The following is a 16813-nucleotide window of genomic DNA, read 5'->3' on the forward strand; positions in this document are numbered from 1 at the left end:
CGCCGCGCCCGGCTCCGCCGCGCTCGCGATCGCTCCACGCCCTCGGTCGCGACCCGCCGCGCCCGTCCTACACTCGCGGGCATGCCCCACCAGCGCACGGAGCTCGTCCAGGTCACCGACAAGGTCCATCTCGCCCAAGGACCCGCGGTCAACTGGGTGCTGGTCACCGACGAGACCGGTGTCATGCTGATCGATGCCGGCTATCCCGGCGACCGCAACAACGTGCTGACGTCGCTGCGCACGCTGGGCTACGGCCCCGGCGACGTACGCGCGATCCTGCTGACTCACGCCCACATCGATCACCTGGGCACCGCGATCTGGTTCGCCGCCCAGCACGGCACCCCGGTGTACTGCGATGCCAACGAAGTCGGGCACGCCAAGCGCGAGTACCACGAGAGCGCCTCGCCGCTCGACGTCGTGTTGCGCAGTTGGCGCCCACGCACCGCGTTGTGGGGCATTCATCTGGTGTTTAGGGGCGGCCTACGGCGCGCCGGCGTTCCGAGCACGCAGGCCCTGAGCGCCGAAGTGGCTGCGGCCCTGCCAGGTCACCCGATACCCATTCCCACGCCGGGTCACACCAGCGGACATTGCTCATATCTGGTCGACGGCGTACTAGCCAGCGGCGACGCACTGATCACCGGTCATCCCATGCTGCGCCATCGGGGGCCCCAACTGCTACCGGCGGTGTTCAGCAAGGTCCAGGAAAGGTGCATCCGCAGCCTGTCCACGCTGGCCCAGGTGGAAGCAGACACCTTGGCGCCCGGCCATGGGAGCCTCTGGCGCGGGCCAATTCGGTTGGCCACAGAGGAGGCCCGGGCTCGCGCCCAACGCTGAGCCGGCGTCTGGGATCGCGCCCTTTACCCGGCGCGGATCAATCCAGAAATCCACCCGTGAAGCGCCGTCGTTGTCGCATCACTGGATGTGGTGATCATGTCGAAATGATCACCGGGGACTTCAACCACAGAGTAGGAAGCCTCTGCGGTGGCGACTCGCCAGCGATTGATCCGTTCTGCGCGCACCCGCTCGCAGGCAGCTGTTTCGTCCATCGCGATCATGTTGAGCAGCGGAACAGCCGACACGACGGGTTCCCAGGTACCAAAGAGCGCGGCGTAGCTTGCGGCAGCGGTCAACCGGGTCGCATTCAGTTGATCCAGCTCGCGGGCCATGCTGGTCACTCGCCGGGAAAAGAGGGCTCCCGTTTCGTTGACGCCGACCTGATCGGGGTTGTCGGCGTTCACGATCTGGCTCGGCAGATAGGTGTCGATGAGGGCGACTCCGAGCGGTGTCCGTTGGTGTCGCTCGGCCAGATAGGAGCCGAGGGCATGGGCCAACACCCCACTCGAGGAATAGCCGGCCAGCACCAAATGCGGATGGTCGCCCACGGCATGAAGGATTGCCTGGGCGGCGCCTTCGAGAACCACCTCTCGGTCTTGGGGCAACGCGTCGTCGGGATCGAAACCAGGTAGCGAAAGAGCGTGGACTGAATGGCGGCCCGCCATCGCACGCGCAACATCGAGATACGCATGCGGACTGGACAGGACTGTCAAGGTGGGCAGGCACACCACGGCCACATCCGATCCGCCGCCCGCTAGTAGAACGACCTCTTTCCACTCCCGCTTGGGGACCGGCGTGGTCATCCGCTCGCGGCCGTTGGCCGCCAGCGCGACGATCTGCCAGCCGTCATCATCCCGACCCGCGTCGCACGTTTGAAGAAACAGGTCGGTGAGCGCATCGACTCGATCGAGTTCTGGCGTTGCACCGGTGGGGTTTTGGTGGTGTAGGTGCGATAGCAGGTGATCGGCTAGTTGGGTTGGGGTGGGGTAGTCGAAAGCGGTGGTGGCTGAAAGTGTTACCCCGGTCAGGGTCTTGAGCCGGTTACGTAACTCGACCGCGCTCAGCGAGGTGAGCCCGGCGTCGCTAAACGCCTGCCCGGCATCGAGCTGGGCTGCCCCGTCACGACCCAACACCGCCGCGGTGTGTTCACACACCATCGCCTGCACCGCCGCCTGCTGCTCGGCATCGGACAAACCCTGCAACCGGGCGGCAAACCCCTGGCCCACCGCCGCGCCAGCAGCCTCGTGGGCGCCCGGACCGGCCTCATCGGCGAGCACCTGCCCAACACAAACCTGCTGCCCCACCCCGAACCGATCGGCCAGCCAAAACCGTTCATGGGCAAAGGCATAGGTCGGCAACCCCACCCGCTGCCCACCACACCCGGCCAACACCGAAGCCCAATCCACACCCGCACCCCGGACAAACGCCTGCGCCACCGCGCCCACCACAGCGAAAGGCTCGGGCCGATCCTTACGCAACGTCGGCACCGCCACCACCGACACCTGCGCCAACGACTCCTCGATCAACGACGTCAAACCACCGGCCGGCCCCACCTCAACAAACCGGGTAGCCCCCGCCGAATGCGCGAAACACACACTGTCGGCAAAACGCACCGCCTCCCGAATGTGGCGCACCCAATAATCAGCCGACCCGTAATCCTCAGCCACCAACTGACCGGTCACATTCGAGATCACCGGAATAGCCGGCCGCCCCGCATACACCTCATCAGCCACCGCCCGGAACTGCTCGAGCATCGGCTCCATCAACACCGAATGAAAAGCATGCGACACCGCAAGCCGACGCACCCGCCGCCCCTGAGCCGCCAACCGATCCACGACCACACTGACCGCCTCCCGGGCACCGGAAAGCACCACCGACCCCGGACCATTGACCGCGGCCACACTGACCTGCTCACCCAGCAACGGCCGCAGCTCCTGCTCACCAGCCTGCACCGCATACATCACCCCACCACCGGGCAACGCCTGCATCAACCGCCCCCGCATCACCACCAACAACGCCGCATCCGCTAAATCCAGCACCCCACTGACATGAGCAGCACTCAACTCCCCCACCGAATGGCCCATCACCAAACCCGGCCGCATCCCCCACGATTCCAACAACCGATACAGCGCCACCTCCACGGCAAACAACGCCGGCTGCGCAAACTCGGTGGTGTTCAACAGCTCCGCGTCAGCACCCCACACCACCTCACGCAACGGACGAGCCAAATGCCGATCCAACTCAGCAACCACCGCATCAAAAGCCGCAGCGAAAACCGGATACCCCGCACACAACTCCCGACCCATACCCAGCCACTGCGCACCCTGACCGGGAAACACGAAAACCGTCTTGCCTCCAGGCATCGCCACACCACTAGCCACCCCAACACCCGGACGGCCCTCAACCACCTCAGCCAACCCCGCCAACAACTCATCACGGCCCGCACCGACCACCACCGCCCGATGCTCAAACAACGACCGCGTCGTCACCAACGAATACCCAACATCCCCCGCATCAAGCTCCCGACCAGCCCGCACAAACTCCAACAACCGCCCCGCCTGAGCACCCACCCCCGCCGCCGTCCGCGCCGACACCACCCACGCCAACACACCCGGACCCACCTCAACAACCCGCTCAACAACCCGCTCAACAGCCTGCTCAACAATCACATGCGCATTCGTGCCACCAAAACCGAATGAGGACACCCCAGCCCGCCGCGGCCGCCCCACCACCGCCGGCCACTCCTGAAACTCTTCGACGACCGCAAGTCCCAATTCTGCGAACGGAATATTGGGGTTCGGAACCTCAAACGCGCCGCTGGGCAACAACTGTCCGCGCTGCAGCATCAAGACGGTCTTTATCAGGCCGGCGATTCCGGCTGCGCCTTCCAGATGCCCGATATTGGGCTTGATGCTAGCGTCAGGAGTACCTAACCCGACAGCTCACCGAGGCAAACCACGACGCCACCGCTCATACCAGGCGGATGGAGCAGAACACCAACGAGTTCCGCGACCAGCTCGCGGACTTCGACGACACGTGGCGGCCGATTCGAAACTATCTGCACTGGGAACGCCATTGCTTCGATATCCCGATCTGCGCGTCGCTGCGGTCCCTGTTCGACGCCATCGACGGTGTCGACAAGCTCAGCGAGCGTCGGCGGTATGGCTCGTGCCACGGATCGAATCGACATGATCCAGCCACAGCTGCTCGCGCAACTACCCCAGTTGATCGCCACGATGCAGACCGTCAAGACGCTTGCCCAAACCCTGGCCAGCACCTTCTCGGCACTGGTCACTCATATGGAGGACATGACCCGCAACTCGACCCAGATGGGCCAGGCACTGGACGGGTCAAAAAACGACGACTCCTTCTACCTGCCACCAGAAGCCCTCCAGAACCCAGACTTTCAGCGCGGACTGACGCTGTTCCTGTCCCCCGACGGCGCCTCGGCCAGATTCGTCATCACCCACATGGGTGATCCCGCCACCGCCGAAGGCATCTCACATATCGACAAGATCATGCTGGCCGCCGACGAGGCCGTGAAGGGAACACCGCTGCAGGCGGCTCACATCTACCTGGCCGGCACCGCGGCCACATTCAAGGACATCCACGAGGGCACCACGTATGACCTGATGATCGTGGTCGTTGCCGCGCTCTGCCTGATCTTCATCATCATGCTGGGCATCACCCGAAGCCCGGTCGCCTCCGCGGTCATCGTCGGCACAGTCGCCCTATCGCTGGGCTCAGCGTTCGGGCTGTCCGTGCTCATCTGGCAACACATCCTGCATATGCCCTTCCACTGGCTCGTGCTACCGATGGCAATCATCGTCATGCTGGCCGTCGGTTCGGATTACAACCTGCTGTTGGTCGCCCGGTTTCGGGAGGAAATCGGTGCCGGCCTCAAAACCGGCATGATTCGATCGATGGCCAGCACCGGGCGCGTCGTCACCACCGCCGGCCTGGTCTTCGCTTTCACCATGGGCTCGATGCTGTTCAGCGATCTACGCGTGGTGGGCCAGATCGGAACCACGATCATGATCGGGCTGCTGTTCGACACCCTCGTCGTGCGGTCGTTCATGATGCCCGCCGTCGCAACGCTATTGGGCCGCTGGTTCTGGTGGCCACGCCCACTAGCTGGGCAAACCCGCAAGCCCCAGATGGTCTCGCAGCGTCTGACCGGTGTAGGCCGTGCGAAAGGCGCCGCGCTCCTGCAGTAGCGGCACCACCCGGTCGACGAATTCATCCAGACCGTGCGGTGTCAGATGTGGCACCAGGATGAACCCGTCACAGGCATCGGCCTGAACGTAGCGGTCGATCTCGTCGGCGATGTGCGAGGGGGTACCGACGAACTGCTGACGGCTGGTCACCGCGATGACCAGCTCACGGATCGAGAGGTTCTCGGCCTGGGAGCGCTCGCGGTACCGGCGGGCGACGGCGACCGGATCGGCATGGCGAACCCGCCCCTGACTGATGGCGGCATCGGCGATCGGGTCGATGTCGGGTAGTGGACCGTCCGGATCGTAATCGGAGAGATCACGACCCCATATCTGCTCGAGCATCGCGATCGCGGTCGCGCCACTGACCTGCTGGTAACTGATCTGGCGGGCCTTTTCCCCCGCCTGGTCCGGGGTATCGCCGATGACAAAGGTTGCCGCCGGAAAAACCCTGAGCTGGTCGGGATCTCGCCCGTAGGACCGCGCCCGCCCTTTGACGTCGGCGTAGTAGCGTTGGCCGTCCCGCAATGACGAGTGCAGGGTGAACATGGCATCGGCATGCCTGGCGCCGAAAGCACGCCCCTGCTCGGAATCGCCGGCTTGCAACAACACCGGGTGCCCCTGCGGTCCCGCCGGCAGGGTGGCGAATCCACGCACCTCGAACTGCGGGCCCGAGTGTTCAACGCTGCGTATCCGCTCCGGATCAACGTAGTCGCCGTTCTCGATGTCGGCCAGCACCGCGCCGGGCGCCCAGCTGTCCCAGAACTTTCGGGCTACGGTCAAGAACTCCTCGGCCCGCTGGTAGCGGTCAGCATGATCGAGATAGCCGCCGCGCCGGAAGTTAGCCCCGGTGAATGCGTCCGACGAGGTGACGATGTTCCAGCCGGCGCGCCCCTCGGACAAGTGGTCCAGCGTCGCGAATTGCCTTGCCACTTCGAATGGTTCGTTGAAGGTGGTGTTGATCGTACCGGTCAGACCGATACGATCGGTGACCCCCGCCAGAGCCGCCAGCAAGGTAAAAGTATCGGGGCGTCCCACCACATCCAGGTCGTGGATTCGGCCACGGTGCTCACGCAGCCGCAGGCCCTCGGCCAAAAAGAAGAAGTCGAACAACCCGCGTTCGGCGGTACGGGCAAGGTGCACAAACGATTCGAACTCGATCTGACTGCCCGCGCCGGGATCGGCCCACACGGTGGTGTTATTGACGCCCGGGAAGTGGGTGGCCAGGTGAACCGGTTTGCGGATCATGACCACAACCCCCGACGCCGTGCAATCAGCTCATGGGAACGAAGGCGGTCTTGGTGCCCGTGCGTTACCGAGGTCACGACGAGTTCGTCCGCGCCGGCGACCCGCTGTAAGGCCAGCATCCGCTCGGCAACCTCGTCCGGGTTACCGACGAATTGCGTCGCCAGTCGATCCGACACCACCGCAAGCTGGTCATCGGTCAGCGCGGCGCAATCGTCGGGATCCGGGTAGGGGGCTGCGCCGCCACCAGCCCGAATCGAATACACCCAGTGGCCGTAGCTGGATGCCAACCGCCGCGCGGTCGCGGAGTCTTGGGCAACAACGATGTCGGCCGACACGACGACGTATGGGCGCTGCAGTGCCGCCGACGGAACAAACGCATCGCGATAGGTCTCGATGGCTTCCAGCGCGGTGGCCGGGGTGAGGTGATAGCTGGCCACGAAGGGCAGCCCCAGCGCGCCGGCGACCTGGGCGCTTCGCCCCTTGCTGCTGCCGAAGATCCACGGAGTAAGTGCCGCATTCTCACCCGGCACCGCATGTACGTCAAAACCCTCCGCCCGGTAGGTGCCGGCCAGCAGCGCGAGGATGTCGCCGACCTGCTCGGCGAAGTCGGGCGCGACGGCCTCGGGTTGCTGCAGGATCGCCATGGTGGCTTGGACCCGGCCGCCCGATAGCAACGTGCGCAGGTCGAACGGCGGCGGGATCACCACGCCATCGATTTCCCGCCACTCCGGAGCAGGTTGTGGGGCACGGGATTTGGCTGGGTCCCTCGGCTTCACGCCGCGTCGCTGCGCCGATCGGCCAACGCCCAGGTCGATCCGTCCGGGATGGAAAGCATCAAGCATGCCGAAGCTCTCGACAACCGCGGCCCCAGTGGTATGGCTGAGTTGAACGGCCGCCGATCCCACCCGGATTCGATTGGTGGCCGCGGCGATTTGTCCGATCAGTACGGCCGGTGACGCACTGGCGACAGCCACAAAGTGGTGCTCGGCGACCCAAAAGCGGCGATAGCCCCACCGTTCGGCGTGCTGGGCCAGCTCGATGGTGTTGCGCAGCGCGGTCGCGGCGGTGCTGCCGGCGCTGATCGGTGACAGATCCAGGATGGACAGCGGGATCATCGGCTCACCGCCGCATAGCGGTTGGGCGCCGGGGGCAGGCCGAATCGCTCCCGCAGTGTTTCGCCGTCCCGATAGCCGGTGCGGAAGCACCCGGCGCGCTGCAACAGCGGCACCACCTCATCGACAATGCCGGCCAGGTCGGTGGCGTTGACGGCGGGCCGCAATCGGGCTCCGTCGATGCCGAGGCGTTGCCAATCCAGCAGCATCTCGACCAACTCGGTGGGGCTGCCCGCCCAGACCAGCGCATCAGATCTGAAGTCGGCGCCATCATGCAACGAAACCACCACGTCAGCAAACACTTTCAACGCCGCACCGGTTGCCCGCACTTCGCCGAGGATGCTGCGCAGCGAGTCTTCGTCGGTGGGCGTGATGAACACGACGTCGGCGCTGGCCGCGGCAAATTCGTAGATGGGCCCCGCGTGCGCCAGGGCAGCCACCACCGGCTGGCCTTGCGGTGGGCGCGGGGTTATCGAGGGGCCCTTGACCGAGAAGTATGTTCCGACGAAGTCGATGTAGTGCACCTTGTCCCGGTCGATGTGTCGGCCGGTGGTCACATCGCGGATGACCGCGTCATCTTCCCAGCTGTCCCAGAGCTTGCGCACCACTTCGACAAAGTCGCGGGCCTCGCCGAAGGCCTCGGCGGATGACTCGCCGCGGCGCACAGTACGACGGCCGAACAGGGCCGCTTCGTGCGTCGTTGCGCTGACCCGAGCCTGCCAGCCCGCCCGGCCGTGCGAGACATAGTCCAGAGTGGCAATGGCTTTGGAGATATGGAAGGGCTCGGTATGGGTTACCGTGGCCACCGGAATCAGCCCGATGTGCCGCGTCAGCGGAGCAATGCGGGCGGCCACCAGCACCGCGTCGGCGCGTCCCGCCAGCCGCTTGGGGTCGATCCGCTCGCGGCGGCCTGGCTGCGGCATCAAGGTGTCGTCGATGGTGAGGAAGTCGAGCAGCCCGCGTTCGGCTGTGATCGCCAGATCGGCCCAGTAGTCACCGCTAAGCATCGACCGGGTCTGTGCGTCGGCGGCCAACGTCGTTTGCCATGCCTGCGGGTGCCACCCGCACCCGTCCAGCGCCACGCCCAGATGCAGTGGGCGCGTCATGGCAGCGCCTTGCCGAACGCGATGGGCAGAACCGGGCCCTCCGAAGGCTGCGGTGCAGGCAGCCGGGTGTATCCGCAAGCCCGGTACAGCTCTTCGGCCTCCGGCTGACGATTGCCGGTCACCAGATAGACCTTCCGATAGCCGCGAGCGGCGATCTCGCCCTCCAACCTGGCCAGCAGTGCTCGAGCGTGTCCGCGGCGGCGATGTGCGCGGTGCGTCCAGATGCGCTTGAGTTCGGCCGTGTCAGGGTCATGTCGGCAAAATGCTCCGCCGGTGACCGGGCGCCCATCCCGCAGCCCGATCAGCATGCCGCCATCGGGCGGGGCGAACTCGAGCGCCGCGCCGTCCTGCAGCCAGGCCAGCACCGCGGGCTGCTCGACACCGTATCGCTGCGCGTATTCGGCGGCCAATTCCGTCAGCAACGGCTGAGCCAGCGGATCCCCCAGGGCCACCGGGACAAATCGCAGCTCGACGGCTCCGGTTGGCTGGGTGGCTTCGGGCATCGGTTATCGCTCCAACGCTTTCACTCGCCGCTAGACCAGTAGCCGAGTGCAGGTGGCGACCAGGTCCATGGGTGGGCGCACCGCCCTGGCGGTAGCGCCGAAGATCGCGGTGATCTCGGCACCGGTGGCCGTACCCCGCTCCACGCCCGTCCGAACCATCAGGCTCGGCTTCGTCAGGCGTCCGGGCGGTGTCGCAGCCTGAGCCCGACGACCGCCCGCCAGCCGAGCAACAGCACCGCGGTGACCGACGATGCCACTATGACGAAGCTGGTAGCCACACCCGCCGAACTGGCCTTGCGCAACACCATCCCGACGGTGACGGTGGATACCCACACGATCACTCCGGTTGGAGCCACGCTGGTAGGTCGGCGCCAGCCGCGCGCCACCAGCCAACCCAGGATGGTCCCGGTGAGAAACGGCCAAGCCGTGCTGGCAACGCCTCCGATGGTGACGCCTTCGGCATGACTGCGGCGACCGACGGCACAAAAAACCAGTACCCCGACGATGTCGGCGGCCAGCCAACCCAGCCAGGAGAGCCCGCGGCGTGGTTGCATGCAGCGAGACTACCGGGCCCAGGCACGATTGAGTCATGAGCACCGAGACACCGCCCACCTTCGACCCGCACGACCCGCTCGGACTGGATGCTTCGCTATCCGACGACGAGATCGCGGTCCGCGACACCGTAAGAAAGTTCTGCGCCGAGCACATCACTGCCCATGTCGCCGAATGGTTCGAGAACGGGGACTTGCCCGCCGCGCGCGACCTGGCCAAGCAGCTAGGCGGACTGGGCCTGCTCGGAATGCATTTGCAGGGCTACGGCTGCGGCGGCGCGTCGGCCGTCCACTACGGCTTGGCGTGCCTGGAATTGGAAGCCGCCGATTCCGGGATCCGGTCGCTGGTTTCGGTGCAGGGATCGCTGGCAATGTTCGCGATCGCACACTTCGGCTCCGAGGAGCACAAGCAGCGGTGGTTGCCGCCCATGGCCGCCGGTGAGCTGATCGGCTGCTTCGGCCTGACCGAACCCGACGTCGGTTCCGACCCGGCCGCGATGAAAACCCGGGCGCGCCGCGATGGTTCGGATTGGGTGCTCAACGGCCGCAAGATGTGGATCACCAACGGCTCGATCGCCGACGTGGCGATCGTGTGGGCCGCCACCGAGGAGGGAATCCGCGGCTTCGTCGTGCCCACCGAAACGGCCGGCTTCGCCGCCAACACCATCCACCACAAACTGTCCCTGCGGGCGTCGATCACCAGCGAGTTGGTCCTCGACGATGTGCGGTTGCCGGCCGAGGCGATGTTGCCCGGCGCGACCGGCGTCAGGGGACCGTTGACCTGCTTGTCGGAGGCTCGCTACGGAATCGTCTGGGGAGCGATGGGCGCGGCGCGTTCGGCCTGGCAATGCGCGTTGGACTACGCCAAAGAACGCACCCAATTCGGCCGTCCCATCGCCGGGTTTCAATTGACCCAGGCCAAGCTGGTCGACATGGCGGTCGAACTGCACAAGGGACAGCTCCTAGCGCTACAGCTCGGCCGCCTCAAAGACAGTGTCGGCCTGCGGCCCGAGCAGGTCAGCTTCGGCAAGCTCAACAACACCCGGGAGGCGATCAAGATCTGCCGGACCGCCCGAACCATACTGGGCGGCAACGGAATTTCGCTCGAATACCCGGTAATTCGGCACATGGTCAACCTGGAATCGGTATTGACCTACGAGGGCACACCCGAGATGCATCAGCTGGTGCTAGGGCAGGCTTTCACCGGTCTGGCCGCCTTCCGCTGAGCCGGTCCGCGATGACCTCCCGGCCCGAGTACACACCCGAGCATCACCAGTTCCGGCAATTGGTCCGCGATTTCGTCCACCGCATCGTCGTCCCGGCCCACGAACCCGGGGAACGCCGGGGGCAGTGGCATCGGGCACTGTTCACCGAAGCCGCAAGGCTGGGGCTGCTGGGATTCTCGGTTGCGGAACGGTTCGGCGGACTGGGAGTGAACGACTTCCGCTACAACGCGATCGTCATCGACGAACTGCAGCGAGCCGGCGCCGCATCCGAAGCCATCGCCTTCACCCTGCAAAACGATGTCGTGCTGCCCTATCTCACCGACCTGACCACACTCGAACAGCAACAACGCTGGCTACCCGGCGTGGTGACCGGTGACACCGTGCTCGGCATCGCGATGACCGGACCCGGCGCCGGCAGCGACCTGGCCGGCATCCACACGACAGCGGTACGAGACGGTTCGCACTACGTTGTCAACGGCGCCAAGACATTCATCTCCAACGGTCAAAGCGGCGACCTGTTCGTCATCGCGGTGCGCACCTCACCGGAACGCCACCAGGGGCTCTCGCTGCTGGTGGTGGACGCAACCACACCGGGCTTTCACCGCGGCCGCAGTCTGGAGAAGATCGGCCTGCACGCCCAGGACACCAGCGAACTCAGTTTCACCGATATGCGGGTTCCCGTGGAGAACCTGTTGCAGAACGAGGGCATGGGGTTCTACCAGCTCATGCGGAACCTGCCGCAGGAGCGACTGGCCTTGGCAGTTGGCGCGGTCGCCGCCGCCGAAGGCATCTTGGCCGAGACTCTGGACTACGTGCGGCAGCGCAAAGCCTTCGGTTCGCCGATCGCCAGCTTTCAGCACAGCCAGTTCCTGCTGGCCGAACTAGCCACTGAGATCGACATCGCCCGAACCTATCTCGATGACTGCCTGGCCCAACACCTCGCCGGCGAGCTGACCGCCGCCCGCGCGGCACGGCTGAAATGGTGGACCACCGAACTTCAGGTGCGTACCGCAGACCGCTGCCTACAACTGCATGGCGGCTACGGCTATATGCGGGAATACCGGGTGTCGCAAGCATTTGTCGATGCCCGCATCCAGACCATCTACGGCGGCACCAACGAAATCATGAAGACCATCATCGCCAAGGACTTGGGTATCTGAATTACCCCGAAATCGGTGCGGTCGGGTGGGTTGCGGTAGAACAAAGCATATGCCAATTCTGCGGCGAGTTGCTGGTGTGGTGTTCGGCGTCTGTCTATTGGCAGGGTGCGCAGCGCTGCACCCACCGCAACAATCCTCCGCACCGACCGGACCGGACGGCAAGGGCACCAAGGCAGATGCGATGATGAAGGTCGTCCGCGACTTCATGGGGCCAGCTCACCTGCGGTCGGTGATCGTTCGAGTCAGCGTGGATGGCAAGGAGATCGTCACCGAGGCCGTGGGCGATTCGATGACCGGTGTACCGGCCAGCACCGACATGCACTTCCGCAATGGCGCGGTCGCCATTGCCTACGTGGCGACGCTGTTGCTCAAGCTGGTCGACGAACACAAACTGAGCCTCGACGACAAATTGTCGAAGTGGTTGCCCGATTTTCCGCACGCCGATCGGGTCACTTTGGGCCAACTCGCCCAGATGACGTCGGGGTATCCGGACTACGTCCTGGGTAACGATGAATTCGGCGACGCGCTTTATGCCGACCCGTTCCGGCAGTGGACGCCCCAGGAGCTCCTTGCACAGATATCCTCTCGGCCATTGCTCTACGAACCCGGCACGAACTGGAATTATGCGCACACCAACTACGCGCTGTTGGGGCTGGCGCTGGAGAAGGCCACCGGCCAAGACATGGCGACGCTGCTGAAACAGAAGGTGCTTGCGCCACTGGGGCTGACTGCCACCGCCAACTCCGAAACACCCAGCATCCCCGACCCGGCCCTGCACGCGTTCAGCGCGGAGCGTCGCGCGTTCTTGAAAATCCCGGCGGATACCCCGTTTTCCGAGGAGTCGACGTTCTGGAATCCGTCCTGGACCATCACTCACGGAGCCATCCAAACCACCACTATCTACGACATGGAGGCCACGGCGGTAGGCATCGGATCAGGCAAGCTGCTCTCGGCGGACTCCTACCAGAAGATGGTGTCCACTGCGCTGCGTGGCAAGACCCGCGCCCAGCCCGACTGCCCCATCTGTTTCGAGCAAAGCGAGGGTTACACCTACGGCCTGGGGATCGTCATCTCCGGCCACTGGTTGCTGCAGAACCCCTTGTTCTCCGGGTACGCGGCCACCGAGGCGTACCTGCCATCGCAACGAGTCGCGATCGCGGTCGCCCTCACCTACACCCCCGAGGCCTTCGACGACGAAGGCAACTACCCCAACCAAGCGGATATCTTGTTTCGCAAGATCGCCGCGGCACTAGTCCCCGATGACGCCCCACCGATGCCGCCAGGGAGATAGCCAATGAAAGTTGTCGCACCTCGGATCAGATGCATTGCCACCGTCGCCACCTGCGTCCTGCCGCTAGCCACGTTGGCGGTGCCGGCCACAGCGGCGGCCGATCCGACCGTGACGCTGCCGCCGATGACTTCAACCGGCAGCGGACCGATCATCGGCGGCGGCAGTACATCGCTTGGGCAGCTCATCTCGCAGCAACTGATCAGCTTCGACAAACCTGACATCCAGGAGGTCGACGGCTCCGATGCCGCGCAATTCGTTGCGGCCGCGGCCGGGGTGGACGACCGTGAACTTGCCTCCGTTTTCCTGCTGCTGCAACGGGCGTTGGGATGCCAGCCGGACCCAGCAGGATCTGGTACCGGATTCGGGGCCCGCGCCTACCGTCGCAGCGACGGGCAGTGGGGTGGAGCGATGCTGGTCATCGCCAAGAGCACCGTCACCGACGTCGACGCCCTCAAGGCCTGCATCAAGTCCGGTTGGCGCCGGGCCACCGCGGGCGGACCGGATTCGATGTGCAACAGCGGTTGGACCTATCCCCCCTTCACCGGCCGCCGCGGCGGCGAAGGCTACTTCGTCTTGTTGGCCGGAACGGCCTCGGACTTCTGCAGCGTGCCCAACGCCAAATACCGAACGACGGCCAGCTCCTGGCCGATGTGACGCCGAACTGAGGGGATCGGCAGGGCTCCGGCGTTGTTGATTAGCAGGCTTGTGAGCTGGGGAATTGTGGATTGAGGAGGTGTAGGCGGCGGTTGGCGGTCAAAGCGGTGATCCGGCAGGCTTCGGCGATGTTGTCGGCGCCGTTGAGGCGGTGCAGATTGATCGCGGTGTTGCGTAGCGTTGCTAGGACCTGTGCGCCGTTTCCGGTATGTGCCCTTTGACGGTCTTCGTCGAAGGTGACGTCGCGTATCCAGTGCAGGCTGTTCTCGATTCCCCAGTGTTGACGCATCCAGGTCATGATCGCGGTAGGGCGGGCGTGCTCGAACGGCAGGCTGCAGATGGCATAGACCACCTCCACGCTGCGCTGGTCGGTGGCGGTGATCAAGCGTTCACGAGTGATCCGGATGATTTGTTTTGCGTAGGGGAAGCCGATTCCTCGTGAAGCGGTGATGATTTGCAGGGTGCGGGTCTCGACACGGCCGTGGCCGCGGGAGTCGTCGGTAGCGGCTGCGGGCACCTCGGCCCAGGGCAGCGCGGTGATACGCGCAAGTATTTTGGCTTGGTTGGACTTGACGATCATCAGGTAGTGCGACTTCAAGGTGGCGCAGATCAACTTCGCGGTGACGACCTGGGTATGCATCGCATCCACGGTGACCAGCCACCGCAAGCTACCCGGCAGCAGCGTGAGCAGGGCACGTACGCAGGGAATTTCATTGCTTTTCTCGGCGACAGCGAGTTGACCGAGCACCAATCGGGCACGGTGGGCGAACACCGACACGAGATGCGTGGCTGTCGCTTTGGCGCGTAAAGCACCACGCAGCATCTTGCCGTCCAACGCGATCGGCACCAATCCACTGGGGTCGCTGCTGGCCACGTGTGCAGTGAAGTAACTGCCCATCCTGGCGTTGAGGTCGGCGGGGTCTAGCCGAGACAAAACAGCGCGGAAGGTCTTCTCACTGGGCCGCCGGAACCGGACCCCTAATTGGGCCAACACATCATCGGGAGCGGTGGCCGCCCATGTGGCAAAACCAGCATAGCCGCGCATCCCCGCGGCAGTGGCCAGAACCGCGATCGCCAACAAAGCCATCAGCGAATACCTCCGACCGCGTGGGTCCCTCGGGTCTGGCACCGAGGCCAACACATCGAGAAACTCCGATCCGATGAGCTCGCTGCGCACACCAGGACTCCAGCGGTCGAACACCTCTGGAACCGACGACACAGGCAATACTGAAACGATAGGCACGGGCAACTCCAGACCAACGACGAACAGTAACCAACTCGATCGTTCTCCAGATAGCCCGTGCCTACACTCCGGCCCCAATAGCGCGGCACCAAAGATCATCAACCCAGCCCACAAGCCTGCTAATCAACAACGCCGGAGCCCTGCTACGCCCCCGACGGTGTGGAAATGCGGGGATCGTTCAGCCGATTCCATGTCGGCGGCAACTCCGCGGTGCACGGTGGCGTGCTGCCGCTGTTGTTTGACCACATGTTCGGCATGATCTCGCACGCGGCGGCACGGCCCATTAGCCGAACCGCCTTCCTGCACGTCGACTACCGCAGGATCACCCCGATCGATACCCCGTTGCTGGTGCGTGGGCGGGTCACCCGCACCGAGGGCCGAAGGCGTTCGTGGCCGCGGAACTGGTCGACGCCGACGAGGTGTTGTTGGCCGAAGCCAACGGTCTGATGGTGCGACTGCTACCGGACCAGCCCTAGCCCGTCGCCTGGCGGATGTACTCGCCGATCTGGCGCAGGCTGTACGTCGCCTCGGGCAGCATCGGCGCGGCCACCTGGAAGTCGTGCAGTTGGCCGGGCCAGACGCGAACCTCGGCCCGAACCCCCGCTGCCGCCAACTTGCCCGCGGCCAGCCGTGCGTCGTGCAAGAGCGCTTCGGCCCCAGAGACATGGATGAGGGTAGGGGGCAGGCCGGGGGCGATGTGTTCGAGCGGCTCGTAGATTTCTTCACGCCGGCCGGCGGTTTCGTTGCGGGCGGCGGCGCCCGCCACGATGGCGACCAGCGCATCGAACGCCCTGGCCGGAAACATCGCGTCTGACTTGATGTTGGGATGGGCCTTCTTGGACCGCATTGCCAGCTGCAGCAGTGGTGAGATTGCCACCAGGGCGGCCGGTTCCTCGCCGCGTGCTCGCAGGCGCTGCGCCAAGGCAAACGCGAGGTAGCCGCCCGCAGAATCGCCGGCCAGCACGATCTGCTCCGGGGCATGTCCGCGCAGCCGCAGCCACAGGTACGCGTCATGACAATCCTCGAGCGCCATCCCGACCGTGTGCTTGGGCACCAGCCGATAGTTGACGACCAGAAGAGGTGAGTCCGCAAATTTTGACAGCGTGCCGGCGAGCCTGGCGTGCGAGTGAATTCCACCCTTCAGGAAGGCGCCGCCGTGCATGTAAAGGACTACCCGACGGCTGCCGTCCGGCGGTGGCACGCCCGACGCGCGGACCAGATGTCCCGAGGCATTTGGCAGCCTCACCCTTTCCCCGATGATGCCCGATGCCCAGGTGATGGGCAGCAGCGCGAAATCGACCAGGCTCCACGGCCACGGTAGGTGCGGGAAGTGGCTAGCGACCGCAATAACCGGGCGGACCGTCAGTCGGGATGCCAGCGAGACCACCCGGGCAGCGATACTGGGGCCGGACTCGACGACCTCGACGTGGGCACCGTGGCCGCTCGCAGCTCTGCGCCCCACACGTCGATTCCGACGCCGGCGAATCGCATTCGTACGGCGGGCCGAATAGCTTGTCAAATGTGGTCACTCGTGACACTTCACGCGTTGTTGTTCTTTCCGCAAGAATCGTTGCCTCAACAATTGATGTCGGCAGTCAATACTCCCTCTAGACCCATCGTTCGGATGTTTCTAGAGCGCTATGGATAACACAAATTCTCGATCGCGTTCTA

Annotated in this window: 13 protein-coding genes and 3 pseudogenes; 7 read left to right on the top strand and 9 right to left on the bottom strand. The window is 64.9% G+C overall.

All coding sequences use genetic code 11. The features are described from left to right. Positions 1 to 81 precede the first annotated feature (81 nt). Entirely contained in the window at positions 82 to 834 is a 753-nt protein-coding gene (locus tag SHTP_RS22590) for an MBL fold metallo-hydrolase (protein ID WP_011740723.1), read from the top strand. A gap of 23 nt (positions 835 to 857) precedes the next feature. Here the strand turns inward: SHTP_RS22590 and SHTP_RS22595 are convergent. Next, a pseudogene (locus SHTP_RS22595) lies at positions 858 to 3749 on the bottom strand (type I polyketide synthase); the annotation flags it as partial. Positions 3750 to 3751: 2 nt separating this feature from the next. On the opposite strand from SHTP_RS22595, the pseudogene SHTP_RS22600 reads away from it, so the two are divergent. Continuing rightward, positions 3752 to 5051: pseudogene (locus SHTP_RS22600) on the top strand (MMPL family transporter); the annotation flags it as partial. Here the strand turns inward: SHTP_RS22600 and SHTP_RS22605 are convergent. From SHTP_RS22605 to SHTP_RS22625, 6 genes are read right to left on the bottom strand one after another with little or no spacing between them, the layout of a single operon-like run. After that, a complete protein-coding gene (locus SHTP_RS22605; RefSeq protein ID WP_096372619.1) occupies positions 4965 to 6296 on the bottom strand; it encodes an NtaA/DmoA family FMN-dependent monooxygenase in 1332 nt (443 codons plus the stop codon). The pseudogene SHTP_RS22600 and the gene SHTP_RS22605 overlap by 87 nt on opposite strands. After that, entirely contained in the window at positions 6293 to 7411 is a 1119-nt protein-coding gene (locus tag SHTP_RS22610) for an LLM class flavin-dependent oxidoreductase (protein WP_096371837.1), read from the bottom strand. Before SHTP_RS22610 ends, SHTP_RS22605 begins: the two co-directional genes overlap by 4 nt. Next, positions 7408 to 8514: an LLM class flavin-dependent oxidoreductase gene (locus SHTP_RS22615; protein WP_096371838.1), complete on the bottom strand. Its 1107-nt coding sequence runs from the start codon at positions 8512 to 8514 to the stop codon at positions 7408 to 7410. The genes SHTP_RS22610 and SHTP_RS22615 overlap by 4 nt, the downstream gene beginning before the upstream one ends. Further along, the gene (locus tag SHTP_RS22620) at positions 8511 to 9017 is read right to left on the bottom strand and encodes a GNAT family N-acetyltransferase (protein ID WP_096371839.1); all 507 of its coding nucleotides are present in this window, start codon (positions 9015 to 9017) and stop codon (positions 8511 to 8513) included. Before SHTP_RS22620 ends, SHTP_RS22615 begins: the two co-directional genes overlap by 4 nt. A gap of 30 nt (positions 9018 to 9047) precedes the next feature. Further along, positions 9048 to 9176 (bottom strand): hypothetical protein, encoded by a 129-nt coding sequence (locus tag SHTP_RS29895; RefSeq protein WP_265338803.1) that lies wholly within the window; start codon positions 9174 to 9176, stop codon positions 9048 to 9050. A gap of 14 nt (positions 9177 to 9190) precedes the next feature. After that, complete coding sequence (locus tag SHTP_RS22625; RefSeq protein ID WP_011740726.1) at positions 9191 to 9571, bottom strand: DUF3054 domain-containing protein; 381 nt, start codon at positions 9569 to 9571, stop codon at positions 9191 to 9193. 35 nt (positions 9572 to 9606) lie between these two features. Between SHTP_RS22625 and SHTP_RS22630 the strand changes: the two genes are divergently transcribed. The 4 genes from SHTP_RS22630 to SHTP_RS22645 are packed head-to-tail and all read left to right on the top strand — an operon-like array spanning position 9607 to position 13899. Next, entirely contained in the window at positions 9607 to 10794 is a 1188-nt protein-coding gene (locus SHTP_RS22630; protein ID WP_011740727.1) for an acyl-CoA dehydrogenase family protein, read from the top strand. An 11-nt stretch (positions 10795 to 10805) separates the two neighbouring features. Next, positions 10806 to 11954, top strand: a complete 1149-nt coding sequence (locus tag SHTP_RS22635; protein WP_096371840.1) for an acyl-CoA dehydrogenase family protein — start codon at positions 10806 to 10808, stop codon at positions 11952 to 11954. A gap of 49 nt (positions 11955 to 12003) precedes the next feature. Next, positions 12004 to 13245 carry a serine hydrolase domain-containing protein gene (locus SHTP_RS22640; protein ID WP_096371841.1) on the top strand — a complete coding sequence of 414 codons (1242 nt, stop codon included), beginning with the start codon at positions 12004 to 12006 and terminating at the stop codon, positions 13243 to 13245. Between the two features lie 3 nt (positions 13246 to 13248). Continuing rightward, a complete protein-coding gene (locus SHTP_RS22645; RefSeq protein ID WP_096371842.1) occupies positions 13249 to 13899 on the top strand; it encodes a hypothetical protein in 651 nt (216 codons plus the stop codon). 40 nt (positions 13900 to 13939) lie between these two features. On the opposite strand, the gene SHTP_RS22650 is transcribed toward SHTP_RS22645, so the two are convergent. Then, entirely contained in the window at positions 13940 to 15142 is a 1203-nt protein-coding gene (locus SHTP_RS22650) for an ISAs1-like element IS2404/ISMul1 family transposase (protein WP_420873038.1), read from the bottom strand. A 144-nt stretch (positions 15143 to 15286) separates the two neighbouring features. On the opposite strand from SHTP_RS22650, the pseudogene SHTP_RS22655 reads away from it, so the two are divergent. Further along, a pseudogene (locus SHTP_RS22655) lies at positions 15287 to 15618 on the top strand (PaaI family thioesterase); the annotation flags it as partial. Here the strand turns inward: SHTP_RS22655 and SHTP_RS22660 are convergent. Then, entirely contained in the window at positions 15615 to 16604 is a 990-nt protein-coding gene (locus tag SHTP_RS22660; RefSeq protein WP_276527057.1) for an alpha/beta hydrolase fold domain-containing protein, read from the bottom strand. The pseudogene SHTP_RS22655 and the gene SHTP_RS22660 sit on opposite strands and share 4 nt — an antisense overlap. Between the last annotated feature and the right edge of the window lie 209 nt (positions 16605 to 16813).

This window comes from Mycobacterium ulcerans subsp. shinshuense, from assembly GCF_002355775.1.
GTDB classification, from domain to species: domain Bacteria; phylum Actinomycetota; class Actinomycetes; order Mycobacteriales; family Mycobacteriaceae; genus Mycobacterium; species Mycobacterium marinum.